This is a genomic window from Streptomyces sp. NPDC033178, from assembly GCF_055577685.1.
This window is the reverse complement of sequence record NZ_JBVIPT010000018.1, coordinates 99,944-122,160: the sequence shown is the minus strand read 5'-3', so window position 1 is coordinate 122,160 and position 22,217 is coordinate 99,944. Positions and strand designations below refer to the sequence as shown.

20 protein-coding genes are annotated in these 22,217 nt (G+C 68.7%); 11 read left to right on the top strand and 9 right to left on the bottom strand.

From position 1 onward, the window contains the following. Window positions 1-255 precede the first annotated feature (255 nt). The 3 genes from ACZ5VQ_RS36715 (at window position 256) to ACZ5VQ_RS36705 (ending at window position 5,131) form a co-directional block, all read left to right on the top strand. Window positions 256-1,620, top strand: a complete 1,365-nt coding sequence (locus ACZ5VQ_RS36715) for a TetR/AcrR family transcriptional regulator (RefSeq protein WP_469108732.1) — start codon at window positions 256-258, stop codon at window positions 1,618-1,620. Between the two features lie 585 nt (window positions 1,621-2,205). After that, window positions 2,206-3,786, top strand: a complete 1,581-nt coding sequence (locus ACZ5VQ_RS36710) for an AMP-binding protein (RefSeq protein ID WP_469108731.1) — start codon at window positions 2,206-2,208, stop codon at window positions 3,784-3,786. A gap of 199 nt (window positions 3,787-3,985) precedes the next feature. Beyond that, window positions 3,986-5,131, top strand: a complete 1,146-nt coding sequence (locus tag ACZ5VQ_RS36705) for a thiolase C-terminal domain-containing protein (protein ID WP_469108730.1) — start codon at window positions 3,986-3,988, stop codon at window positions 5,129-5,131. Between the two features lie 652 nt (window positions 5,132-5,783). Here ACZ5VQ_RS36705 and ACZ5VQ_RS36700 read toward each other — a convergent pair. The 4 genes from ACZ5VQ_RS36700 to ACZ5VQ_RS36685 all read right to left on the bottom strand — a co-directional run bounded on the left by ACZ5VQ_RS36700 (window position 5,784) and on the right by ACZ5VQ_RS36685 (window position 8,241). Then, window positions 5,784-6,707 (bottom strand): SDR family NAD(P)-dependent oxidoreductase, encoded by a 924-nt coding sequence (locus ACZ5VQ_RS36700; RefSeq protein ID WP_469108729.1) that lies wholly within the window; start codon window positions 6,705-6,707, stop codon window positions 5,784-5,786. A 65-nt stretch (window positions 6,708-6,772) separates the two neighbouring features. Beyond that, on the bottom strand, window positions 6,773-7,195 hold the full coding sequence (locus ACZ5VQ_RS36695) for a Zn-ribbon domain-containing OB-fold protein (protein ID WP_469108728.1): 423 nt from the start codon (window positions 7,193-7,195) through the stop codon (window positions 6,773-6,775). A 1-nt stretch (window position 7,196) separates the two neighbouring features. Then, window positions 7,197-8,006, bottom strand: a complete 810-nt coding sequence (locus ACZ5VQ_RS36690) for an enoyl-CoA hydratase/isomerase family protein (RefSeq protein ID WP_469108727.1) — start codon at window positions 8,004-8,006, stop codon at window positions 7,197-7,199. 46 nt (window positions 8,007-8,052) lie between these two features. After that, window positions 8,053-8,241, bottom strand: a complete 189-nt coding sequence (locus tag ACZ5VQ_RS36685; protein WP_469108726.1) for a hypothetical protein — start codon at window positions 8,239-8,241, stop codon at window positions 8,053-8,055. A gap of 261 nt (window positions 8,242-8,502) precedes the next feature. On the opposite strand from ACZ5VQ_RS36685, the gene ACZ5VQ_RS36680 reads away from it, so the two are divergent. Both ACZ5VQ_RS36680 and ACZ5VQ_RS36675 read left to right on the top strand, forming a co-directional pair. Further along, window positions 8,503-9,282 (top strand): enoyl-CoA hydratase/isomerase family protein, encoded by a 780-nt coding sequence (locus ACZ5VQ_RS36680; protein WP_469108725.1) that lies wholly within the window; start codon window positions 8,503-8,505, stop codon window positions 9,280-9,282. 434 nt (window positions 9,283-9,716) lie between these two features. Next, entirely contained in the window at window positions 9,717-11,369 is a 1,653-nt protein-coding gene (locus ACZ5VQ_RS36675; protein WP_469108724.1) for a bifunctional 3-(3-hydroxy-phenyl)propionate/3-hydroxycinnamic acid hydroxylase, read from the top strand. Between the two features lie 118 nt (window positions 11,370-11,487). Here ACZ5VQ_RS36675 and ACZ5VQ_RS36670 read toward each other — a convergent pair whose 3' ends face one another. From ACZ5VQ_RS36670 to ACZ5VQ_RS36660, 3 genes are all read right to left on the bottom strand, one after another. After that, complete coding sequence (locus ACZ5VQ_RS36670; RefSeq protein WP_469108723.1) at window positions 11,488-12,441, bottom strand: zinc-binding dehydrogenase; 954 nt, start codon at window positions 12,439-12,441, stop codon at window positions 11,488-11,490. 152 nt (window positions 12,442-12,593) lie between these two features. Further along, on the bottom strand, window positions 12,594-13,166 hold the full coding sequence (locus tag ACZ5VQ_RS36665) for a cysteine hydrolase family protein (protein WP_469108848.1): 573 nt from the start codon (window positions 13,164-13,166) through the stop codon (window positions 12,594-12,596). 124 nt (window positions 13,167-13,290) lie between these two features. Beyond that, a complete protein-coding gene (locus tag ACZ5VQ_RS36660) occupies window positions 13,291-14,415 on the bottom strand; it encodes a M24 family metallopeptidase (protein ID WP_469108722.1) in 1,125 nt (374 codons plus the stop codon). A gap of 291 nt (window positions 14,416-14,706) precedes the next feature. Here ACZ5VQ_RS36660 and ACZ5VQ_RS36655 point away from each other — a divergent pair, with 291 nt between their 5' ends. The 3 genes from ACZ5VQ_RS36655 to ACZ5VQ_RS36645 all read left to right on the top strand — a co-directional run bounded on the left by ACZ5VQ_RS36655 (window position 14,707) and on the right by ACZ5VQ_RS36645 (window position 17,692). Then, a complete protein-coding gene (locus tag ACZ5VQ_RS36655) occupies window positions 14,707-15,621 on the top strand; it encodes a LysR family transcriptional regulator (RefSeq protein WP_469108721.1) in 915 nt (304 codons plus the stop codon). A gap of 127 nt (window positions 15,622-15,748) precedes the next feature. After that, window positions 15,749-16,264 carry a flavin reductase family protein gene (locus tag ACZ5VQ_RS36650; protein ID WP_469108720.1) on the top strand — a complete coding sequence of 172 codons (516 nt, stop codon included), beginning with the start codon at window positions 15,749-15,751 and terminating at the stop codon, window positions 16,262-16,264. Between the two features lie 63 nt (window positions 16,265-16,327). Next, window positions 16,328-17,692 carry an NtaA/DmoA family FMN-dependent monooxygenase gene (locus ACZ5VQ_RS36645; protein WP_469108719.1) on the top strand — a complete coding sequence of 455 codons (1,365 nt, stop codon included), beginning with the start codon at window positions 16,328-16,330 and terminating at the stop codon, window positions 17,690-17,692. Window positions 17,693-17,878: 186 nt separating this feature from the next. Here the strand turns inward: ACZ5VQ_RS36645 and ACZ5VQ_RS36640 are convergent, their stop codons facing one another. Continuing rightward, window positions 17,879-18,070, bottom strand: a complete 192-nt coding sequence (locus tag ACZ5VQ_RS36640) for a ferredoxin (protein ID WP_388368768.1) — start codon at window positions 18,068-18,070, stop codon at window positions 17,879-17,881. 254 nt (window positions 18,071-18,324) lie between these two features. Here ACZ5VQ_RS36640 and ACZ5VQ_RS36635 point away from each other — a divergent pair, with 254 nt between their 5' ends. From ACZ5VQ_RS36635 to ACZ5VQ_RS36625, 3 genes are all read left to right on the top strand, one after another. Continuing rightward, window positions 18,325-19,188 (top strand): mycofactocin-coupled SDR family oxidoreductase, encoded by an 864-nt coding sequence (locus tag ACZ5VQ_RS36635; protein WP_469108718.1) that lies wholly within the window; start codon window positions 18,325-18,327, stop codon window positions 19,186-19,188. A gap of 15 nt (window positions 19,189-19,203) precedes the next feature. After that, a complete protein-coding gene (locus tag ACZ5VQ_RS36630; protein WP_469108717.1) occupies window positions 19,204-20,022 on the top strand; it encodes an NAD(P)-dependent oxidoreductase in 819 nt (272 codons plus the stop codon). Between the two features lie 132 nt (window positions 20,023-20,154). Continuing rightward, on the top strand, window positions 20,155-21,372 hold the full coding sequence (locus ACZ5VQ_RS36625) for a cytochrome P450 (RefSeq protein ID WP_469108716.1): 1,218 nt from the start codon (window positions 20,155-20,157) through the stop codon (window positions 21,370-21,372). 23 nt (window positions 21,373-21,395) lie between these two features. Here ACZ5VQ_RS36625 and ACZ5VQ_RS36620 read toward each other — a convergent pair whose 3' ends face one another. Next, window positions 21,396-22,202 (bottom strand): FadR/GntR family transcriptional regulator, encoded by an 807-nt coding sequence (locus ACZ5VQ_RS36620; RefSeq protein ID WP_469108715.1) that lies wholly within the window; start codon window positions 22,200-22,202, stop codon window positions 21,396-21,398. Between the last annotated feature and the right edge of the window lie 15 nt (window positions 22,203-22,217).

Below are 22,217 nucleotides of genomic sequence, written 5' to 3'. Positions count from 1 at the left end.
TGGCTGTAGGGGGCCCGGATTGCCTTCCTTTGAGTGCGGTCTGACGCAGACGTCACGGTAGGCTGGTTCATGAGCCGGCAAGGCGGGGCGCTCCTTCCCGGGGCGTGGCCGCCGACCGGAGCTGTCCGAAGCGAGGGAGTGTGATGTCGGAAGAGCTCGAACGCGGAGAGACCCTGGTGCAGAAGGGCACGGCTACGTCGGGAGCGGTGCCTGGCACGGCCGTTCAGGCGCCCGAGCCGGGGCTGTGCTGACGCCATGTCCAGCGAGGAAATTCTCCGGCGGGCGAGCTACGGCCCGAGCAGTCCTGTTGTTGGGGAGCGTGGCGCGCGTACGCGCCAGCGCATCGTGGATGTCACGCTCGAACTCTTCGCCGCCCACAGCTTCCATGAGACGTCGGTGGACGACATCGCCAAGGCCGCGGGTGTCTCCCGGGCCACGCTCTACCAGTACTTCGGCAGCAAGGACGAGATCTTCATCGAGCTGATGGAGGAGTGCGGTTCGGCGCTCATGCGCGTGGTCCGGCGCCTGGGCCCGCTGGGAGCCGACCTGCAGGGTTTCGACAACCTCCACTGGTGGCTGGGGGAGTGGGCCTGGGTCTACGACAAGTACGCCACGATGTTTGTCCAGTGGGCTCGCGTCGACTCCTCGGAGACGTCACTGAAGCCCATGATCAACAAGTTCGTCGACGCTTACGCGGCCAGGGTCGCCAAGCGCCTGGAGTCCTCCGGAGTCGAGGGTCTGGAGCTGCGGCACGCAGCCGCTGCCCTGGAGGCTCTGGTCAACCGGTTCAATTATCTGCGGCATTCGCCGGTGACCGCCGGGCTGGACCGGGACGTGTTGCTGGACGGCCTTGCGGTGGTCGTGCAGCTGGTGCTGTTCCCCGAGACCTCGGCCCAGGTGCTGGCCAGTCTGGAACTGGAGTCGGGGGAAACGGCACAGCAGGTGTTGCCCGAGAGGTTGCCGCGGGTGCGGGCCGAGAGGTTCGACGACCTGAGCGCACGAGCTCGCCGCACGGTCGAAGTACTGATCGACGCCGCGTGCCGCATTTTCGCCGTCCGCGGCTACCATGCCGCCAACATCGACGCCGTCGTCGCCGAGGCGGGCTTCGCCCGAGGCACCTTCTACAAGTACTTCCGCGACAAGCTCGACCTCCTGACGGCCGTCGCCGAAGAGGCGTGCGGGGACCTGGTCGAGGTGCTCGCGCGGTTCGCGGACATCCGCCCCGGCCCCGGCGCCCATGACGCTCTGCGGGCCTGGCTGCGCGCATACCTGCCGGTCCACAGCCGCTACCTGGGGGTCATCCGGGTGTGGGCGGAGCGGCAGCCCGAGGACCCCACCCTCACCTCCTTGTCGCTCCAGGTGGCTCACGAGTTGGAGGCCGCTCTCGCCACAGTGCTCGGCCGTCTCAAGCGGCCGTACCCGTTGAACATCAAGGCAGCGGTGCTGGTGTTGCACGTCATGCTGGAGCAGGTTCCCGTGGCCGTTCCTGAAGGGGCCGGCGGGGCGAGCGAGGACGAAGTGATCGAGATCGTGGCCCTCTTCATCGAACGAGGACTGCTGAACGGCAAACCGGTCTCCCGCCGCCGTGGTGGCGCCTCCACCGCGAAGAAGTCCGCGTAGCCGGCAGGGCGGTCCGCTCGAGTTGGTCCGTGGTGAGGCTGCGCAGGGCGGCGCGGCCCGTCTGTTCCAGGACCCGCACCGCGTGTGGCGTACCGGGGACGGAATGCCCGCCCCGGGTCTTGTCGGCCCGACAGTGATCTGACATGATGTTCATCAAACGTAACGGCGTCCTTTTGCATAGCGTGTGAATGAGCCGTACTTCTTCTGACGGCTCTGTCCCTTGGGAGGAACCGCTCCACGAACCCGTTCTCGCTTGCGTCAACGGCATGGCCGCGGTCGACACCTCTGAGACGCCACGCACAGAGGAAGCGCGAGACAAGAAGCAGTTCGAGAGCCGAACATGACGCACGCCCGAGGTGAGCTGAGCCGCGCCGGGTGAGCGCGCAGCCACTCCCTGACGGTCGCCGGCACGCTCGGTCCCGCGATGGTGTTCGGTTACCTCGCCGGCCGACATGCGGCTGCCACAACCGCGAGCCGGTCATGACGGTCCAGGTGGTGGCGCCGGCCACCGAGCGGGACGAGGCGCCCGGCCGTTGCGACGGGGACCAGCGGCGCTCCGGCCGATATCTCCGAGGAAGTGACTCAGTGACTTTGGCAGACGCCTCCGGCCCTCACCTGACCGCCGGCCGCCTGTGGGACCTGGTGACCGCCCGCGCCCAGGAGACCCCCGACGGCCTCCTCGTGGTCGACGAGCGCCGCCGCCGGATGACCTTCGCCGGGTTCCGCGAGGCAGTCGAGCGGACCGCGGCCGGCTTCGCCGCCCGTGGTGTCCGCGAGGGCACGGTGGTGTCCTGGCAGCTGCCCAGCTGGATCGAGACGATGGTGCTCACCTTCGCGTTGTCGCGGCTCGGCGCGGTGCAGAACCCCATGGTCATGATGCTGCGCGAGCGTGAGGTGGATTTCATCTGCCGTCAGGTGGGGGCCGAGTTGCTGATCGTGCCCGAGGAGTTCCGCGGCTACGGTCACGGCGCGATGGCCCGTGCCATCGCCGACCGTCAGCCGGCACTCAAGGTTCTGGTCGCCGACGGGACGCTGCCCGAGGCGGACCCGGCCGGCCTTCCCATCGAGCCGGTCGGCCCGCCCGTGCGCTGGGTCTTCTACACGTCCGGCACCACCTCGGACCCCAAGGGAGCACGGCACACGGACGCAGGTCTGGTCGCTGCCACCACCACCTACTGCCGCCATGTCGGACCGGGGCCGGAGGACCGGATCGCCGCTCTCGCCCCGATCGCGCATGTGGGCGGCGTCCTGCACGTCCTTGCCGCGCTGATGTCCGGGGCCGGGCTCATCCTCACCGACGTCTTCGAGCCCGCCGCCACGGCGCGGCTGCTGAGCGAGGAGGGCATGACCTACGGCGGCAACGGCACCCCGTTCATCCAGGCGTTTCTGCGCGAGCAGCGCAAGGACCCGACAAGGAGGCTGTTCCCGTACCTCAAGGCGTTCCTCATCGGCGGGGCACCGCGGCCGGAGTCACTGCACCACGAGACCCGCGACGGTCTCGGCGGCAGGGGCATCGCCTCGGGCTACGGGCTCACCGAATGTCCGTTCTTCGCCTGGGGCAGCCCGCTCGCCGACGACCACACGATGGCCACGACGGAAGGCCGTCCGGGCCCGGGGGCGCAAGCGCGTATCGTCCGCCCGGACGGCAGCCTCGCCGGGACGGGCGAACGCGGGGAGCTGTGGATGAAGGCTCCGCAGCTGATGGTGGGCTACGTCGACTCCACCCTCGACGCGGAGGCGTTCGACGCCGACGGCTGGTTCCGCACGGGCGACGTCGCGTTCCTCGACGTGAAGGGTTGCCTCACGATCACCGGACGGATCAAGGACGTGATCATCCGCAACATGGAGAACATCTCCGCCCGGGAGGTGGAGGACCAACTGGTCACCTACCCCGGGTTGCGGGATTCGACGGTCGTCGGGCTGCCCGACCCGGCGACGGGCGAGCGGGTCTGCGCGGTGGTGGTCCCGGAGGACCCCTCGGCCCCGCCGACGCTGGATGACGTGTGCGCGCACCTGCTGGCGCGCGGGCTCAACCGGCGGAAGCTTCCGGAGCAGCTCGAGACCGTCGACGAGTTGCCGCGCAATGCCATGGGGAAGGTGGTGAAGGCGGCCCTGGCCGAGCGGGTCACGAAGGCGGGGCAGGGGGACAGCCGCCCGGTGGGTTGACCGGAGGGAGAACGCCACCTCGTACGCGCCCTTTCCGACATGATCATCACCCAGGTGGTGTTGCCGCACCGCCGAAACAGGTCTTCCCAAGAAATTGATCTGACGTTACTGTCACTCCAGGCGTCCGAAACCAGGAACGACGAGGGAGTGTCGCCATGAACACCCACAAGGGCTCACCCCACGAGCTCGGAGTCCCCCGATGACCCGGCGCGCTGTCATCGCGGGTGTGGCCCTGTCCGACACGGGACGTGTCGACGACCTGTCGCCCTATGCGCTGACCGCGCAAGCCAGTAGGCGGGCAGTGGCCGACGCCGGCCTGACGCCTTCTGACATCGACGGGTTCTGTTCCACCGGACTTGGGGGACTGGCTCCCGTTGACGTGGCGGAGTATCTCGGCCTGCAGCCGCGGTGGTTCGACTCGACCGCCGTGGGAGGTTCGACCTGGGAGGTGATGGCGGCGCATGCCGCCGACGCCATCGCCGCCGGCCACGCCGACGTCGTGCTGCTGACGTACGGCTCGACGGCCCGGGCCGACATCCGCCAGAAGCGGCGTACCGCCAGCCTGAGTTGGGGGACCCGAGGCCCGCACCAGTGGGACGCGCCCTTCGGTCACACCCTGATCTCCAAGTACGCGATGGCGGCCCGCCGTCACATGCACGAGTACGGCACCACGATCGAGCAGCTGGCTGAGATCGCGGTGTCCGCGCGCTTCAACGCCAAGGACAATCCCGAGGCCTACTACCGCGAACCGATCACCGTTGACGACGTGCTGTCCGGGCCGGTGATCGCGGACCCGTTCACCAAGCTGCACTGCTGCATCCGCTCCGACGGCGGCGCGGCCGCCGTGATCGTGGCCGAGGACCGTATCCCCGATCTCCCGAAGGCCCCGGTGCGGATTCTCGGTACCGGTGAAAGCCTCAGCCACCTCGCCATGAGCCAGTGGGCCGACTTCACCACGGGGCCGGCCGAGGTCTCCGGCCGGCTCGCGTTCGAGCGGGCGGGTGTCCAGCCCGAGGACATCGATGTCTGCGAAATCTACGACGCCTTCACCTACATGCTCCTTGTCACTCTGGAGGACCTCGGGTTCAGCAAGAAGGGTGAGGCCGGGCCCTTCGTGGAGAGTGGTGCGCTGCGGTTGGGCGGTGCTCTGCCAACGAACACCGACGGCGGCGGGCTCTCGGCCTGCCACCCGGGACAGCGCGGCCTGTTCCTGATCGTCGAGGCAGTCCGGCAGCTGCGCGGCGAGAGCGGGGCCCGGCAGGTTCCCGACGCGAAGCTCGCGTGTGTCAGCGGGACCGGAGGGTGGTTCTGCTCCAGCGGCACGATGATCCTCGGCGTGGACTGAGACATCGGCGGCCTGCCCACGCTTCTGCCGTGCCCAGGCGGTTGTTCCGCGGGGAAGGGCCGAGTGCCCTGCCGGTCGGGCGCATTGCGGAGATGACCGGCCGAAGGGGGCGACCCGTGGGCGCATCGCGCCGCGCCGCACGGCCTCCACGGGAACGACGCCGATGACCCGGGCCGTGCCCAACGATCCGTGGCGTCGCGTGGCGTGCCGCAGACCAGACCGGCCCGGGCCGTGCGTGGCGACGGCGTCCCTGGCGACGGCGAGTGCACTCGCCGCGACCGTCCTGGGCCTTTGCGCCCCGATGCTTGATGGGGAGCGCTCGGCGCCGTGGCCGTTCGGCGGCGGTGGGCCCGTGTTCAGCGGGCCCAACCCCGTCACCTCGGAGTCGGCTCCGACGCGATGCCGTGCCCTCGACGGGCCGTCCACGCGGGCCGACGCTCGATGACGCGGCGACTGCGTCCTCGACGTCCTTCAACAAGGATCGACCAGCGCCGAGCGTCGACGCAGCCGCCGGTGAGGGCCGGATCGAGGACGAACGTCAACGGAGTCGCCGGGAACAGAGGTTGCCTCCGGGTTCGCCCATGAGGCCGCGCTCCCGCTCTCGGATGCCGAGTTCGGCGAGCCCCGTAGCGCTGATCGTCATGACGGGGCGTCAACTGGGGAGGCGGAGGCCGGCGGCTCGGGTCCGGAACACGTCGGTGGCCATCACCGCACCCAGTCCGGTGGCGTCCCAGCGCTTCCCGCCGTTGCTGACGGTCCGCGCCTCGGTCCAGCCCTCCATCAGGTGGATGTGCTCACCCATGGCCCGGATCACCTGGCCACTCACGTGCGCGGCCTCCTCGCTCGCCAGCCAGGCGACGACGGGGGAGCACAGCGACGGGTCCTTGGAGTCGAACTCGTCCTCGGTACGCTCGTCCGGCTCGAATGGTGTCGCGTGACCGGGCAGGGAGGCCGAGATACGGGTCGTACCGCCGGGGCCGATCACATTGGTCGTGACACCGATGCCGCTCAGCTCAAGGCTGAGGGTCAAGGACAGTCCCACGACCGCGGCTTTGGCCGCGGCGTAGTTCGACTGGCCGAAGTTGCCGAGGAGACCGGCGCCGGAGGTGGTGTTGATGATGCGGCCGTAGACCTTTCCGTCGCCGGCCTTCGCCTGGGCCCGCCAGCGCTGGGCCGCGGCGTGGCAGGTGAGCCAAGTGCCCCGGACGTGCACCCGCATCACCAGGTCGAAGTCCCGGGCCGACATGTTCCAGATGGCACGGTCGCGGACGATGCCGGCGTTGTTCACCAGGATGTCCAGCTTCCCGAACTCGTCGTAGGCCTGCTCGACCAGTTCGGTGGCCTGCTGCTCGTCGCCGACGTCCGCGAGGTTGGCGACGGCGTGGCCGCCCCGCTCCTTGATGATTTCCACGACCTTCTCGGCGTCGCGGCCGCTGCCTTCGCCGCTGACCGATGTGCCGAGGTCATTGACGATGACGGCGGCGCCGTGCTTGGCGAGCTCCAGCGCGTGGCCGCGACCGATACCGTGGCCGGCGCCGGTGACGACGGCCACCTTTCCTTCGAGCAGGCGGGACATGCATGTGCTCCTTGGGCTCTTGGAGTGGGGATGCGGAGCGACGGCAACGAGGCCGGACGCTTCAGTCAGTCTCCGGACCGCGGATCCGGACGGAAGACGACGGCTGTCACTTCGTCGGTCACCTCGGTGAACTCGGCGACCAGAGGCATGCCGATCGAGAGTTCGTCAGGCGAGCAGCCGACGATCGTGGTCATCAGGCGGGGGCCCTCGGCGAGGTCGACGACCGCCGCGACGTAGGGAAGGCGCTCCTTGAACGGGAGCAGGTCGTTCACGAAGACCGTGGAATACGTGTAGAGGGTTGCTCGACCGCTGGCCGGCCTGTCCGTGAGGTCCTCGCTCCAGCACTTCGGGCAGAACGGCCGAGGGTAGTGGTGGTCTTGACCACACGAGTTGCAGTGGACGAGGAGGAGATCGCCGTCCTTGGCCGCCGTCCAGTAGCAAGCCGCTTCGCCCTCGATGGTCGGCAGATCGTTTCGAATCGTGGACATGTCACCACCCGGTGAATCGCGGAGCGCGGCGCTGCATGAACGCGGCTGTGCCCTCGGACGAGTCGTGTGCGTACGACTGCATCTCCTGTGCCATCCCCTCCAGCAGGAACGACTCGTCCCTGTCGGCGTCGAGGGAACGGTTGAAGAGCTTCTTGGTCAGGGAGATGGCGCTGGTGGGGGCGGCGGCCAGCCGCTGAGCGAGCTCGTCGACGGCCGGCTGGAGCTGTTCTGCGGGAACGACGCGGTTGACCAGGCCGAGTTGGAGCGCCTCCTCGGCGGGCAGCCGGTCTCCGAGGAAGGCCAGTTCTTTCGCCTTCTGCAGACCGATCCGGCGGGGCAGCAGATAGGCCCCGCCGGCATCGACCACCAGGCCGCGCAGGACGAAGGCCTCGATGAACGCGGCCGACTCGGCTGCCACGACCAGGTCGCAGGCGAACGCCAGATGAGCTCCCAGGCCGGCCGCCGGTCCCTGCACGGCGGCGATCACGGGCTTGCCGCAGTCCAGGACGGAGGCGATCAACTGCTGGGCTCCGCCCATGATGCGGCGCGTCACGCCACCCACCCGCTTCTCCGCATCGCTGTTCCCGATGCCGCCCACGTTCGCCCCGGAGCAGAAATGCTTCCCGGTGCTCGCGATGACGACGACGCGTACCTCGGGGTCGGTGTCGGCCTGGTTGAGCAGCTCGATGATGTGGTCCCGCTGCTCGGAGGCGATCGCGTTGGCGGTCTGCGGGTTGTTCAGCACGATCCGCAGGACGCCCGCGGAGATCTCGTGCAGCACCAGGTCCTCTGCCGGGGCCTGTGTTGTCATGATCAATGTCTCCTGCCAGTGCGGCTGATCGGGGACTGGAGGCGCCTCAGGACGGTGCGGCAGCGGGCCTGTCGAGCACGAAGGCGGAGCCTGTGCTGATGCCTGCGCACATGGCCGCGGTGCCCATGACGGCCGTTGTCAGGCCGCCGGCGCCGTGGCGGCCCACCGCGATGCCGGGGATGGTGATCTGTCCGATGGCGGTCCTGCGGTTCGAAACGACTGCGGCTTCGGTCATGGCCGCCTCCCTGGGGCGTGTGGTGATGCCGCCGGGGTGGACCGGCGCCAGCATCCGGCTATGATCCGAACATAGCGCACTCTGACAGTGATGGCACCAAGGATTGCTAGCTTACTCTCTCCTGTGGAATGACGAGGGTCGTGAACATCTGACATCCTTGGCACCATTTTGCAGGCGAGCGCGGCCGAAGGGTGGCATCCCGGCCCGGGCTGTCGCCGCACTCGGAGAAAACGCGGCCCCGCAGTCGCCGAGAGGAGCACGATGACAGGCGCTGACAATGCGACGATCAGCTACGAACTGGTCGACAACGTCGCGACGGTCACACTCAACCGTCCGGACCGCTACAACTCCTTCAACGAGCAGATGACGCTCGAAGTGCAGCAGGTCTGGCAGCGGGTCCGCGGTGACGACGACGTCCACGCCGTCGTGGTGCGCGCGGCCGGCGACAACGCCTTCTGCGCGGGGCTGGACGTCCGGGACGGGCCCTGGTGGGAGGACGTCAACGTGTGGAGCCGCGAGGACCCCGGCGTCAGGCTCGGGCCGAAGCAACAGGGGGTCTGGAAGCCGGTGGTGGCCGCCGTGCACGGGATGGCCGCCGGCGGTGCGATGTACTTCCTCAACGAGTCCGACATCATCATCTGCTCCGACGACGCCACGTTCTTCGACCCGCACGCGAACGGCGGCATCGTCTCCGCTCTGGAGCCGGTCGGCATGCTGCAGCGGGGAGTTCCGCTCGGAGACGTGCTGCGCTGGGCTCTGATGGGCAACGAGGAGCGCATCGGCGCCGAGACCGCGATGCGACTGGGCATCGTGACCGAGGTGGTGCCGCGCGAGGAGCTCTGGAAGCGGGCCGACGACATCGCCCGTCAGATCGCCGCGCGGCGACCGGAGGCCGTCCAGGGGACCGTTCGAGCCATCTGGGAGGCCGTCAACCAGCCGCCGGCCGTCACCCGCGCCAACGGCCTGCTGTATGCACACCTGGGCAACGGTGACGCGCGGCCGCAGATCGAGAAGAACAAGCAGAAGCCCAGGATCCGATGAGAGATGCGGGCGGCGGCAGCCCGCTCATTCGCCGATCGTGATTCTGACGTAGACATTCATTTCTCTTCTGCCGGGTCGAGGGTGGAGGGGGTCATCCCCGTGGTGCGGCCCCGGGGCGGCGACACAGGCTGCCGAGAACCTTCTCAGGTGGCCCCGGAGTCGGCGCCGTCCGGGCCGGCGATGGGTTCCTCCCCGACCGGTCGTGAGCCCAATTACTTGAACTGGCCAGGTAGTTGCATCGAGCACGCCTCGGCCTGGGACGGTGGACGCCCCAGCCGCCGTTCCCGCGAATCGGTCACTCTCAGGATCGCCGCTGCCGATGCGATCGGTACGGCCCGCGTGGACCCACTTGCCCGGCATCGAGGGTGGACAAGGGCGCACACATGTTCCAGACTTCTATTCTGACAACTGCGTCTAGTACAGGGCGGGCTTCAATGACCCCATCGAACTCTGTCGATGTTCTCGTCGTCGGCGCGGGCCCGTGCGGCATGACGCTGGCCAACCTGCTGGGGGTGTACGGGGTCTCGTGCATCCTCATCGACCGCGATACAGAGGTGCTCGACTTCCCCCGTGCCGTCGGCATCGACGACGAGTCCCTGCGCAGCTACCAGGCGGCCGGTCTGGTGGATGACGTCCTCAAGGACGTCATCCAGAACACGGCGATCCGCTACTACACCTCGTGGGGACGCCTTCTCGCCCACGTCAGCCCGAGCGGCCGCCCGTTCGGCTGGCCCAGGCGGAACCTCTTCCTGCAGCCGCTGTTCGAGGCCACTCTCCGCCGCGGCGCGCGGCGATTCCCTCGCATCGACATACGTCTCGGCCATGAACTCGTCCACCTGGAGCAGGAGGACGAGGGCGTGCAGGCCACCGTGAAGTCGGCTCAGGGCGAGCCGGTCACGCTGCGGGCGCGCTACCTGGTGGGGGCGGACGGCGGCCGAAGCACCGTGCGCCACGAGGTCGGCGTGCCCCTGACCGGCACCACGGCTCCCGTCCGATGGCTCGTCGTCGACGTCGCCGAGGACCGGATGGAGGGCCTGTACTCGGCGGTCCACTGTGATCCGGTCCGCCCCGTCCTCACCATCCCGCTGCCGTACGGGCACCGCCGCTTCGAGTTCAAGCTCAGGGCGGACGAGGACGAGGACGGCGTCACCCGACCGGCGAACATCCGGGCGCTCCTCGCCCCGCTCTACGGCTCGACAACGCTGCCCACGGTCCTGCGCGGCCGCGTCTACCTCCACCACTCGCGGATCGCCGACACCTTCGGCTCCGGCCGGGTATTCCTGGCAGGCGACGCAGCACACCTTCAGCCCCCGTTCTTCGGCCAGGGGATGAACTCGGGAATCCGCGACGCCACCAATCTGGCGTGGAAGCTCGCTGCCGTAGTCTCCGGCAGGGCCGGCGAGCAGTTGCTGGAGACATACGATGCCGAACGCCGCGGCCACGCCGCACAGATGGTGGGCTTCGCCACCCGGATCGGCCGCATGTACAGCCCCTGGAACAAACTGACCGAGCGGCTGCGCACCCTCGTGTTCCGGGCCGTCAGCCGTGTGCCCGGCGGCCGCGACTACATCCTGCAGATGAAGTACAAGCCCATGCCCCGGTATGCCACCGGGGCACTGGCCGCCGACCCCGCACGTCCGCGAAACCATCCCGTGGGCAAGATGTTCATGCAGCCGTACGTCGAGACCGGCTCCGGAGCGAAGGCGAAGCTGGACGATGTGCTCGGCCCCTGGTTCGCGCTCGTCGGCGTGCGGTTCGACCCGGCGGAGCTGCTCGGCCCGGAGGACCTCGCGTGGTGGCGGGCGCTCGGCGGAACGCTGATCCAAGTGGACTGGCCGCGCTCCGAGTCACGCCCGCTGAACGGAGGCGCCCAGGCCGGCCGGCCGCGGGCGGACACGGGCACCGAGGTGGTGGAGGACGTGGACGGGGCTTTCCGCGAATGGCAGGCGACCCGGCCGGGTGACGAGTTCTTCGTGCTGCGTCCGGACCGCTATCTCGCCGTGGTCAGCGACCGGCGCGGAGCCGCGGCGGCACTGCGGGACCTGCGGGACGTACTCGGCGCTCCGGACCCGGAAAGGGCCCGCTGATCCTTCTCGGCCGAAAGCCCCCGATGCGGTGGAGACCGTCCCGGCCACCCACGTCCGGACCCGCGAGTCAACGGCAGAGCCCGATCATCTACGGTCCCGGATGAGAGTGGCCGGCTCGTCAGGCGTTGAGAGAGGCGACCAGACGGCCGACGACGCCGCCCTTGGCGAGGCGGTCCAGGCCCTCGGGGATCTCGTTGAAGGTGATCGAGGTGAGGGTGGGGTTCAGCTCGCCGGAAGCCAACATCTCGTAGACGCCCTTGATGTCGTCGGTCGTGCCGCCCAGGGAGCCGATGAGGGTGACCCGGTGGGTGACGAGAGCCGAGGTGTTGATGGTGGCCTCCATGCGCCCCAGACCGACCTGGACGACCCGGCCGCCCTGCCGGACCACCTCGACGGCTCCCGCGGTGGTGGTGCCGAACCCCGCGAAGTCGACGATCACGTCGAGGTTCTCGTCGGCGAACTCCGTGACATCGCTGACGATCTTCGTGACGCCGATTTCGTCGCCCAGCGGCCAGACCTGCTGGTTGGGCTCGGCGACGTAGACCTCGCAGCCGCGCAGCACGGCGATGCGGGCGCCGATCTGCCCGAGGCCGCCGAGTCCGACGATGCCGATCCGGTCGCCCCGCTTGACGCCACCCGCGGTGACAACGGCGTGGTACGAGGTCATTCCGGCGTCCGTACCGGCGGCGGCTGCCTCGAAGCTGAGCGACTCGGGCACCGCGACCAGGGACTTGACGCCGGTGGTGCACTTGAAGGAGTAGCCGCCGTCATGGGTGTAGCCGGGGGAACTGGAGCCCTCCGCGCTGGGGCAGACACCGACGCGGTCGCCGACCTTCCATCCCTCGACGCCTTCGCCGACCTCACTGATCACACCGGCGATCTCGTGGCCGGGGGTGATCGGGAGCTTGCCCAGCATGGGCAGCCAGCCCTCGTCCTCCAGCAGACCGACGTCGGAGTGGCACAGACCGGCCGCCTTGATGTCGATGACCACGTCGCCGGGGCCGGCGGTGGGCTCGGGCACCTCATTGAGGACCAGCGGCTCGTGGGTGTTGGTGAATTGCCAGGCCTTCACGGGGAAATTCCTTCCTGTGCGGGCGACTGCCTCCGAGGACGGCCGTCCTCCGTTCTCGGCAGTGCCCTGTCCAACTCGGACGAACTGTGGACTTGATCAGACAGCGACCGCCGCAGACACTGCCCCGGCCGGTGCCGGCCGGGGCCAGTCGACTACTGCTGAAGTGCCACTTCCTGCAGCCACTCCGCTGTGGTCAGCACCGTCGCTCGACGCGGAGGCTGCTTCGCCAACTCGAGCAGAGCGGGGTGGAGATCGGGATCAGGGTCTGCACAGGCGTCGCTGAGGACCGTCACGCCGAAGCCCTTGTCCGTCGCCTCACTCATCGTTCCGAACACGGTGCCGCCGGTCGTGATACCGGTGATGACCAGGTGGTTGATGTCCAGGCTGCGCAGGACCGCGTCGAGGTCGCTGCCGTGGAAGGCGCTGATCCGCACCGCACGGAACACGTAGTCTCCCTCTTGGCGGGCGACCTTCTCGTGCTCGCGGTCCGAGACGCCGAGGACAAGCTGCCCGCTCGCCGCGAGCGGCACGCGACTCTCGTCGTCAAGCTCCGGATAGCCCGGGCGGTAGCCGAGGTTCGAGTACATGACGGGGACCCCCGCCTTGCGCGCCCCCTCAATCGCGTGGGCGATTCGGTCAACCACGTCAGGGTCGACCATGAAGGCGATAGCGGGTTGTACATGCAACACCATCAGCGCGGTGCGACTGGCGGAGCGGCTCTCCATGACCACGTACGTATCTCCTTTTTGCTGCGGCTACGCGACTGAGCTGACAAAGCTCGACTGTTGAGGACTGCGGTGGCTCGCCGTGTCCCGGCCGGCCCGTTGGATCGAGAGGTCGGCGGCCCGGCTACAGCTGCCTGATGTCGTCGAGCGACGTCGCCTGCAGCCGCTCCGGCTCGCCTTCGGTCACGAGATACGTCTCGCCACTCAGCATCATGTCGACGTGGTCGGAACGCAGCATGGGGTGCGCGACCAAGGTCATCCCGGGCTCGAACAGGAACGGCTCGTTGCCCACGCGCGGCTCGGTGATGTCGAGCCCCAGCAGGTGGCCGATGTTCCCGTCGGTGGAGCCGTACCCGTCCGCCGCAAGGGAATCGCACATCGCCTTCGCCGCTGTGGTGGCGTCCACCCCGGCTCGGACGTGTTCGAGAGACGCCCGGCGCGCCTTGACGATCGAGTCGTGAGACCGCTGGATCTCCGGGTCGGCCGGACCGATGGATATGGCGCCGGTCAGCTGGGAGTAGTACCCCTCGATCCGCGGCGAGATCTCGAGGCTGAAGACGTCTCCCTCCGCCAACGGCTCGGACATCCGGTACCAGTTGAGCAGCGGCGTCGGGAAGAGGATGACGACGAGCGAGCCGTAGTACGCGTCGAGCGGAGCATCGCAGCCGTGGCCGACAAGGTAGTGCTGAATGTCGCCGAGGATCTGTCGTGGCGAGCGGCCCACTCGTACGAAGTCGGCAGCGTTGTCCCAGACCTCGTCGGCCAGTTGGGCGCTGGACCGGAGAATCTCCAGCTCTTCCTTGCTCTTGACGTAACGCAGGGCCTGCACATCGTGCAGCACCGAGTGGGTCTCGATCTCCGAGCCGGCCTGGCCGAGAGCGGTGACCCAGGGTGCGGTGTCGCCCTCTCCCACGCTGACGCCGACACGCCGTGCCCCGTGGGCCGTCAGCCAGTCGACCACACGTGTCGGCACAGCATTCCTGCTGGGCTGCTCATGTACCACCTTGAGCGAGCCACCCGCGATCTGCTCCGTCGAGCTCGGCCGGAACCCTCGCACGACCAGCTCGTTGGCGCCCTCGCGCGAGAGCAAGTAGTACGTGTCGTGCGACGGCATCCACGCGCCTGTCAGATATATCATCTCGGGGCTCTGCGGCACCCCGCGCACGACCATCGCGTCCAGCCCACGTTCTTCCAGGATCGCCTGCGCCCTGGACCGACGGCGGGCGATTTCCTCCACACTGATGCGCATTGCGACTCCTCGCTGCCAGCAGAGTTGGTGGTGCTCGATAGGTGCGACTCGACGCCGCAAGGTTACGACGGTGTCAGATTCGGTTCGATGCGCGTGGGTGCCCAGCGTGATCTTGCGCGGCCGTCGGACCGTCCCGCAGGTCGGCGGCGCTCCTACCCGACACGGTTTCGTGAGCGGCACCGGTCATGGCATTGACCTTACCCGCGGTGTCGCACAGGATGAAGCGCAAGATTTACCAGTACATATGCATGCCATGCATAGGCGACCTCCGGGACGAGGTGCGATGAACCCATGGATCTGGACAAGCTTTCCCATGCCGTAACTGTGGCCCGCGAGGGCAGTCTGTCGGCTGCGGCAAAAACAATTCCCATGTCGCAGTCGGCCCTGACCCGCAGCATTCAGTCCCTGGAGAAAAAGTACGGGCTGAGGCTGTTCGAGCGCAGCAAAAACGGCGCCAAGCTCACCCCGGAGGGGACGGTCTTCATCGCGGCGGCGGAGGAAGTGCTGTGGAGCTCACGGCGTGCCGACGAGCGCCTCATCGCCGTCGCCACTGGGCAGAACTCCACCGTCCGTTTCGGCGCGGGGCCGGTCATGACAGCCTGCATCCTGCCCCGCGTGCTTCCCCGCCTCGCGAACATGAAGGCGCACTTCCAGATCCGCACGGGTTCGAATGCCAGCCTTCGATCGCTGCTCAGCCAGGGCGAGATCGACTTCTTCGTCGGCGGGGCGCCGGCGGGCTCGGACCACTTCTCCTCGGCGTACGGGTTCCGCCTCCACCCCACCTGGACCGAGACGGGGTCGACGGAGATCTTCGTCCGGGCCGGCCATCCGCTCACGGAGGCGTCATCGCCCCTCCAGGACCTCTCTCGTTACCCGGTGGCCTGCGCGTCGTTCACCCGAGACCGCCTCGGCACCGACGGCTTCCACGCCCTGGGGCTGCAGCGGCCGTCGGTGGAGGTCGACGACTACCACGTTCTGACCGCCCTGGTCTGCGCGTCGGACTTCCTGCTGATCGGGACCCCGACCGTGCGGGAGATGCGGCCCGCGCACGAGATGACCATGCTCTCGCTGGATACCCGCGGCATGCTCCAGGCGTGGAACTGGGCCGTCGTCTCCCATTCCCGGGTCCCGCTCTCGGCTGCCGGTTCGGCGCTCGTCGACGTGCTGGGCGAGGAGTTCGACCGGATCCAGGCGCACTCGGACTGATGCCGTCGAGCAGGAGCTCCGGGGCACGGTGGGAGTGGTTCTCGCCCGGGCAACCATGCACGCCGTGCAAGTATGCCGCCGTATTTTGCACTTTTCACTGAACAGCACCGCCGTTAACGTCGGATGCATGAGCCAGGTTTCTTACGAGAAAGTCGAGACGGATGCCGCCGCTCTGGACGGACGATTCCGCGAGACAATGGCAAGGGTCGCGGCATCTGTCGCGGTGGTGACGGCAATTGACGGTGACGGGCCGCACGGAACGACAGTCAGCGCTTTCATGTCCCTTTCCATGTCGCCGCCCATGGTGCTCGTCTCGCTGAACCGAAATTCCCAGTTGCTGGAAATAGTCCGGAACACCGGACGCTTCGGCGTCAATGTCCTGAGTTCGGACCAGAGCGCGCTCGCCAACGGGTTCGGGCGCAAGGGCCGCGACAAGTTCGCCGGCATCGGCTGGTCGGCCGACCACGGTGTCCCGCGGCTGCCCGGCACCGCGGGCTGGGTGGCCTGCGCGACCACGTCCCTGGTCCCGGCCGGCGACCACGAGCTCGCGCTCGGGCTCGTCCTGGAGGCCGAAAGCGAGCCCGCGTTGTGGCCTCTCACCTACCACCTCCGCACCTTCGGTACGCACGTCCCAGCCGCATAGCCGACTGTGCCCCCGTACTCCCCATCTCGCCTCCTCCCACATCACGTCAGGAACAGGAACCCCATGCGCAAAGACACCATGCTGCTCGCGGCGTTCACTCAGGCCTCAGTCACCCAGACCGGTGTCGGAGCGTGGATGCACCCCGGCAGTGACCCGCACGTCCTCGACGCGGACTACTACATCAACCTCGGGCGCGAGGTGGAACGGGGCGGATTCGACCTGATCTTCTTCGACGACCGGCTGGCCGCGCCCGCCGCCTACGGTGGCTCTGTGCGCGAGGCCGTGCAGCGCGGCTCCCGTGTCATCAAGCTGGACCTGCTGACCATCCTCACCCTGGTGGCGGCCAACACGAGCCGCATCGGTCTGGGCGCGACGTACTCGACGACCTACTACAACCCGTACCACGTCGCCCGCGCCTTCGCGACGCTGGACCACATCTCCAAGGGCCGGGCCGTCTGGAACATCGTCACCTCGCTCAACGCCGAGGAGGCCGCCAACTTCGGCGCCGGCGAGGTGCTTGAGCACGACCAGCGCTACGACCGCGCCGACGAGTTCCTGGAGATCGTGACCGGCCTGTGGGAGAGCTGGGAGAAGGATGCGATCCAACTCGACCGCGAGACCGGGGTCTTCGCCGACCCGGACAAGGTCCACCAGCTCAACTACCGGGGGAAGTACCTGTCCTCGCAGGGCCCGCTGACGGTGCCCCGCCCCCCGCAGGGCTGGCCGGTCCTGCTGCAGGCCGGACAGTCCGGCCGCGGCCGGCGGTTCGCGGGACGCTGGGCCGACCTCATCTTCGCCGCCTCGACCGAAATCGACGGGGCCAAGAAGAGCTACGCCGCCCAGCACGAGGTCGCCGCCGAGGCCGGCCGGACGGCCCCGCCCGCCCGCATCCTGCCGTGTGCCCAGGTCGTCGTGGGACCGACGGAGCAGGTGGCCCGCGAGAAGAAGTCGTACCTGGACAGCCTGAGCAACCCTGTCGAGGGACTCATGCAACTCGCCGAGCTGGCCGACGTGGACCTCTCCACCTTCCCGCAGGACGAGCCGTTCCCGGACGACCTGCTCGACCGCGTCACCGGCTCGAAGGCCATCATGCAGAACCTGCTGGCCGGCACCGAGAAGACGTTCGGCCGCAAGCCCACGCCTGCCGACCTCGGCGCCTTTTTCGCCGGCCGCACCGGCGGCCACCAGTTCGTCGGCGATCCGGGGCAGGTCGCCGACGAGATGGCCGAGTGGTTCCACGGGTACGCCTGCGACGGCTTCGCGATCGCGCAGAACGACAGCCCCGGCAGTTTCCAGGACTTCGGGCGGTACGTGGTCCCGGAGCTCCGCCGGCGCGGGCTCGTCCCCGAGGTCGACGGCACGCCCCGTACCGTCCGCGACCGTCTCGGCCTTGGGACACGGGTGTCCCGGAACGCCGACCAGGCGTAGCGTCACCGCCGTTCCGGTCGCCCAGGAGCTGTCCGGCCGATCACGGTGGAGGACAGCAAGGGTGCCCTCATCGCCCGCCGGTCCAGCAGCGTTCATCAAGGAGCCGACTGGCTCCAGCAGTTCATCAACCCGTCGGAACAGTTCGGACACCGCGCGGGATCGGGTGACGTGTCCGGTGAGCCATCCTCAGTCCTCCAGCGTGATAGCCCGTTCCGGGCAGTCCTGGGCGGCGGCGCGGGCCTGCCTCTCGGCTCCGGCGGGTACCTCGCGGGAGGCGAAGGCGACGTAGCCCGAGTCGTCGATGTCGAAGAGCTCGGGCGCCGTCGCGTTGCAGCGGGCGTGTCCCGAACACTTGTTCTGATCGACAGTGATCTTCATGCCAGCTCCTGGGGTTCTCGGTCATGGTGAGGGCAGTGGCGGCGCAGGTTGTGGTGGCGGTGCGTCAGATGCCGACCGCGGCCGGGCCCTTGGACAAACAGCCAGTGGATTGGACCACCTGCGCGCCGGACGCCGCGCCCTCATGGTCCGTCTGCCCGGGATGACTTCGCAAGACTTCCTGCACGAGTCTTCCCACCAATATAGCTAGCTGTTTAGATCGAAGGATGGAAGAAGCCCCGCGAAGGGAGTCCGGCATGGGCCGCGTTGCCGACAAGGTTGTTTTCATCACAGGTGCCGCCCGGGGGCAGGGACGGGCGCACGCGCTGGCCCTGGCTGCCGAGGGCGCGGACATCATCGGCGTGGACATCTGCGCGGACATCGAAACGAACAGGTACGCCCTGGGCACCCCCGAGGACCTCCAGGAGACCGCCCGGCTGGTGGAGAAGGCGGGCCGCAGGATGGCCTACCGCACCGCCGACGTCCGGGACCCGGGGCAGTTGCGGGAGGCGTTGGACGCGGGGGTCGCCGAACTCGGCGGCAGGCTGGACGCGGTGGTCGCGCAGGCGGGCATCTGCCCGATGGGGAACCCCGACCCGCAGGCCTATCTGGACGCGATGGCGGTCGACTTCAACGGCGTGGTGCATGCCGTGCAGGCCGCGCTGCCGCACCTGGGCGAGGGCGCCTCGATCGTCGCCACCGGAAGCCTGGCCGCGCTGCTGCCCGGGGCGGCGGACAGCCCGGAGACCGGACCCGGCGGCATGGGTTACACACTGGGCAAGCGATTCGTCGCGCAGTTCGTCAACGACCTGGCGATCGTGGTCGCGCCGCGGAAGATCCGGGCCAACGCGGTACACCCGACCAACTGCAACACCAACATGCTCAACAGCGATGTGATGTACCGGATTTTCCGGCCCGACCTGGAGAACCCCTCCCGCGAGGACGCCCTGCCCTCGTTCCCTGCGATGACCGCGATGGGAGTGCCCTTCGTGGAGCCGGAGGACATCGCGCAGGCGGTGCTCTTCCTGGTCTCGGACGAGTCGCGGTACGTCACCGGAATGCAGATGCGCGTGGACGCCGGCGGCTACGTGCGCAACCGGCCGCAGCAGCCCACCTTCTGACCGGGGAGGCATGAGGTGGCAACCATCGGGTTCACCGGCGCGGGGCGGATGGGGCGGCCGATGGTCGACCGCCTCGCGGCGGCGGGTCATCAGGTCGTCGTGCACGCGCGCCGTGAGGAGGCCAGGAAAGAACTGACCGCGGCGGGCTTCACCGCGGTCGAGGACGTCCGCGAGGCTGCCGCCTCTGCGCAGACCATGCTCGTCTGCCTGTTCTCGGATGCGCAACTGACGGAACTCGCCCCGGCGATTCTGGACGCGCTGCCCCGGGGCGCCGTGCTCGCCTCGCATGTGACAGGCGCCCCCACCACGCTGGAGAGGCTTGCGGAGCGGGGCCGGACACGCGCGGTGGAGGTGGTCGACGCCCCGGTCAGCGGCACCCCGGAGGACATCCGGGCCGGCCGGCTCACCGTCCTGCTCGGCGGCAGCGCGGAACCGGTGAAGCAGGTCACGGACACCGTGTCCGCCTACGCCGATCCGGCACTGCACACCGGGGTCCTGGGCACCGCGCTGAAGGCGAAGCTCGTGAACAACCTGCTCTTCGCGGCCAACGCCCAACTACTGGCCGCAGCAGCGGAGCTGGCGGAGACTCTCGGCATCGGCCAGCGGTCGCTGCTCGACGTCCTGGCGTGCTCCAGCGGCGGCAGCCGGGTGGGCGAATACTCCGCTGTACGCGGAGGCATCACCGTGTTCGGCGCCGAAGCCGCCCCGTTCATGGCCAAGGACGTCGCCGCCTGCCGAACTGCCGCGCGCGAACTCGGCGTCCGGCCCGGCCTGCTCTTCGACGTCGTCTCGCGCGGCCCTCTCCCGCTGGCCACCCCCGACAGCGACACGTGACCGCGCCCTCAACAACCGAAGCCCATGCCCCGCACCTGCCGGTTCCCCCACCTGTGGCACGGCGTGCGAGCCCGCAGTCCGAATCCGTGCCGGCCGGGCCATCGGATGCACACCACCTTCGAGGAGGAATCAGTGACCGACACCAGGAGTACGGGGAAATGCCCCGTCGTCCACTTCGACCACGCCATCGGCGACGGGCCGATCCACGGGCTGGTGACTGAGCTCGACCGGATGCGCGCCCAGGCCCCGGTGTTCCGCAGCGATCACGGCGAGCACGGCTACTGGGTGCTGACCAAGCACGAGCTGATCCTGGAGGCTTTCCAGAGCCCGGACGTCTTCTCCAGCCGCGCGATGGTCGTCAACAACCCGGATCCGGAATACCTGTGGATACCGGAGATGCTGGACCCGCCGGACCACACGGCCTGGCGCCGACTGCTCGGACCGTACTTCTCGCCGGGCAGGGTGGCCACGATGGAGGAGGGTGTGCGGCGCCGCTGCGTCGAACTCGTGGAAGGGCTCAAGGACCGCGGAGAATGCGATTTCGTCAGCGATTTCGCCCAGCAGTACCCGACCACGATCTTCCTCCAGCTGTTCGGGCTGCCCCTTGAGGATCTGGACACCTTCCTGGCCTGGGAAAACATGATCATGCATCCGGGGGCCGAGCAGAAGCTCGGCAAACCGGGGGAGACCCACCATGAGGTGAGGATGCGGGGGATGGGCGAGGTGATGGGCTACTTCACCGACCTGATCGCCCAGCGCCGCGTGCAGCCCCGCGACGACCTGATCAGCTCCGCTCTCACCTGGCAGATCGACGGGAAGCCGGTGGGGCAGGAGGAGTTGCTCTCCTTCTGCCTGCTGATGTTCATGGCCGGACTGGACACGGTGACCCAGACCCTTGGCTACTCCTTCCACCACCTCGCCACCCACCCCGAGGACCGCCGGCGGGTGGCCACCGAGCCGGAGGTGGTCCCGCTGGCGATCGAGGAGTTCCTGCGGGCCTACGCGATCGTGATGCCCGGCCGCCTGGTCACCCAGGACACGGACTTCCACGGCTGCCCGTTCAAGAAGGGCGACATGGTGCTGCTCCCGGTCAACTCCGCCACCCGGGACAGCGCGGTCTTCCCGGACGGCGAGGAGGTCGTCATCGACCGCTCGCCCAACCCGCACATCGGCTTCGGCAGCGGCCCGCACCGCTGCCTCGGCGCCCACCTGGCCCGCCGCGAGCTGCGCGTGGCCATGGAGGAATGGCACCGCGCCATCCCCGACTACCGGCTCGCCGACGGCGCGCGCGTGCGTGAGCACGGCGAGCAGTTGGGCATCGACACCCTGCCGCTGGTGTGGGACGTCTGACCGGAGGCCGCGGCGGCCCCGGCTCACTCGCGGACGAGGGCCGGGCGGTCGGTCCGCGGGTAGAGCCGGTAGAGCTCCGGGCGGCCGGAGATCGCGTCGCCCTGGAACCGGGCCATGTGCTGGTGGCGGGCCCACAGTTGCTCGGCGGCGTCGCCGTCGCCCGCCTCGATGGCGTCGACCAGCTGGGAGTACCACACCGCCGCGGACTTGATGACCGCACGGACGACGCCGTCTCGGGTGCCCTTGAGCGATGCCACGTACGAATCAGGGAGGAGGGTGGAGAGCAACTCGCCGATCATGGCCAGCGTGGTGTTCCCGGACACCTTCATGATCAGGAGGTGGAAGCGTGCGGCGAGCACGCCGAACTCCTCGATGTGCGTGCAGGATTCCACCTCGGTCACCAGTTCGCGCAGCTGGGCGATGTCCTCCTCACTGCGTGCCTGCGAGGCGAGCCGGGCCGCGCCCGGCTCGATGACGGACTGCGCGTCCTTCAGATCGTGGAGGGTGACGCCGCGCGCCTGGAGATGCACGCCGACCAGCCGGGCAACCGGCGCGAGCGGCATGCTGCTGACCACCGGGCCGCCGTTGACGCCCCGGCGCACCTCCACCAGTCCGTCGGACTCCAGTACCCGCAGCACTTCGCGCATGGTGGGGCGCGCGATCTGGAATGCCTCCATCAACGCGGTCTCCGACGGCAGGGCCTGACCGACGGGCAGCTGACCGTTCGCGATCATTCCGCGGATCTCGTCCGCCACGGTCTCGAAGACCCGACGGTTGCCGTTGCCCTGCCTGTTGCCTGGGTCGCTCCGCTTGGAATGCGGTACGGGCACTGCTCCTCCTTCTGT

Coding starts and splice junctions, on each gene's coding strand:
- ACZ5VQ_RS36690 (WP_469108727.1), bottom strand. CDS start 8,006: ATGACAACACAGGCCCCGGCAGAGGACCTGGTGCTGCACGAGATCTCC.
- ACZ5VQ_RS36695 (WP_469108728.1), bottom strand. CDS start 7,195: ATGTCCACGATTCGAAACGATCTGCCGACCATCGAGGGCGAAGCGGCT.
- ACZ5VQ_RS36705 (WP_469108730.1), top strand. CDS start 3,986: ATGACCCGGCGCGCTGTCATCGCGGGTGTGGCCCTGTCCGACACGGGA.
- ACZ5VQ_RS36700 (WP_469108729.1), bottom strand. CDS start 6,707: ATGTCCCGCCTGCTCGAAGGAAAGGTGGCCGTCGTCACCGGCGCCGGC.
- ACZ5VQ_RS36715 (WP_469108732.1), top strand. CDS start 256: ATGTCCAGCGAGGAAATTCTCCGGCGGGCGAGCTACGGCCCGAGCAGT.
- ACZ5VQ_RS36680 (WP_469108725.1), top strand. CDS start 8,503: ATGACAGGCGCTGACAATGCGACGATCAGCTACGAACTGGTCGACAAC.
- ACZ5VQ_RS36635 (WP_469108718.1), top strand. CDS start 18,325: ATGGGCCGCGTTGCCGACAAGGTTGTTTTCATCACAGGTGCCGCCCGG.
- ACZ5VQ_RS36660 (WP_469108722.1), bottom strand. CDS start 14,415: ATGCGCATCAGTGTGGAGGAAATCGCCCGCCGTCGGTCCAGGGCGCAG.
- ACZ5VQ_RS36655 (WP_469108721.1), top strand. CDS start 14,707: ATGGATCTGGACAAGCTTTCCCATGCCGTAACTGTGGCCCGCGAGGGC.
- ACZ5VQ_RS36640 (WP_388368768.1), bottom strand. CDS start 18,070: ATGAAGATCACTGTCGATCAGAACAAGTGTTCGGGACACGCCCGCTGC.
- ACZ5VQ_RS36665 (WP_469108848.1), bottom strand. CDS start 13,166: ATGGAGAGCCGCTCCGCCAGTCGCACCGCGCTGATGGTGTTGCATGTA.
- ACZ5VQ_RS36685 (WP_469108726.1), bottom strand. CDS start 8,241: ATGACCGAAGCCGCAGTCGTTTCGAACCGCAGGACCGCCATCGGACAG.
- ACZ5VQ_RS36650 (WP_469108720.1), top strand. CDS start 15,749: ATGAGCCAGGTTTCTTACGAGAAAGTCGAGACGGATGCCGCCGCTCTG.
- ACZ5VQ_RS36645 (WP_469108719.1), top strand. CDS start 16,328: ATGCGCAAAGACACCATGCTGCTCGCGGCGTTCACTCAGGCCTCAGTC.
- ACZ5VQ_RS36675 (WP_469108724.1), top strand. CDS start 9,717: ATGACCCCATCGAACTCTGTCGATGTTCTCGTCGTCGGCGCGGGCCCG.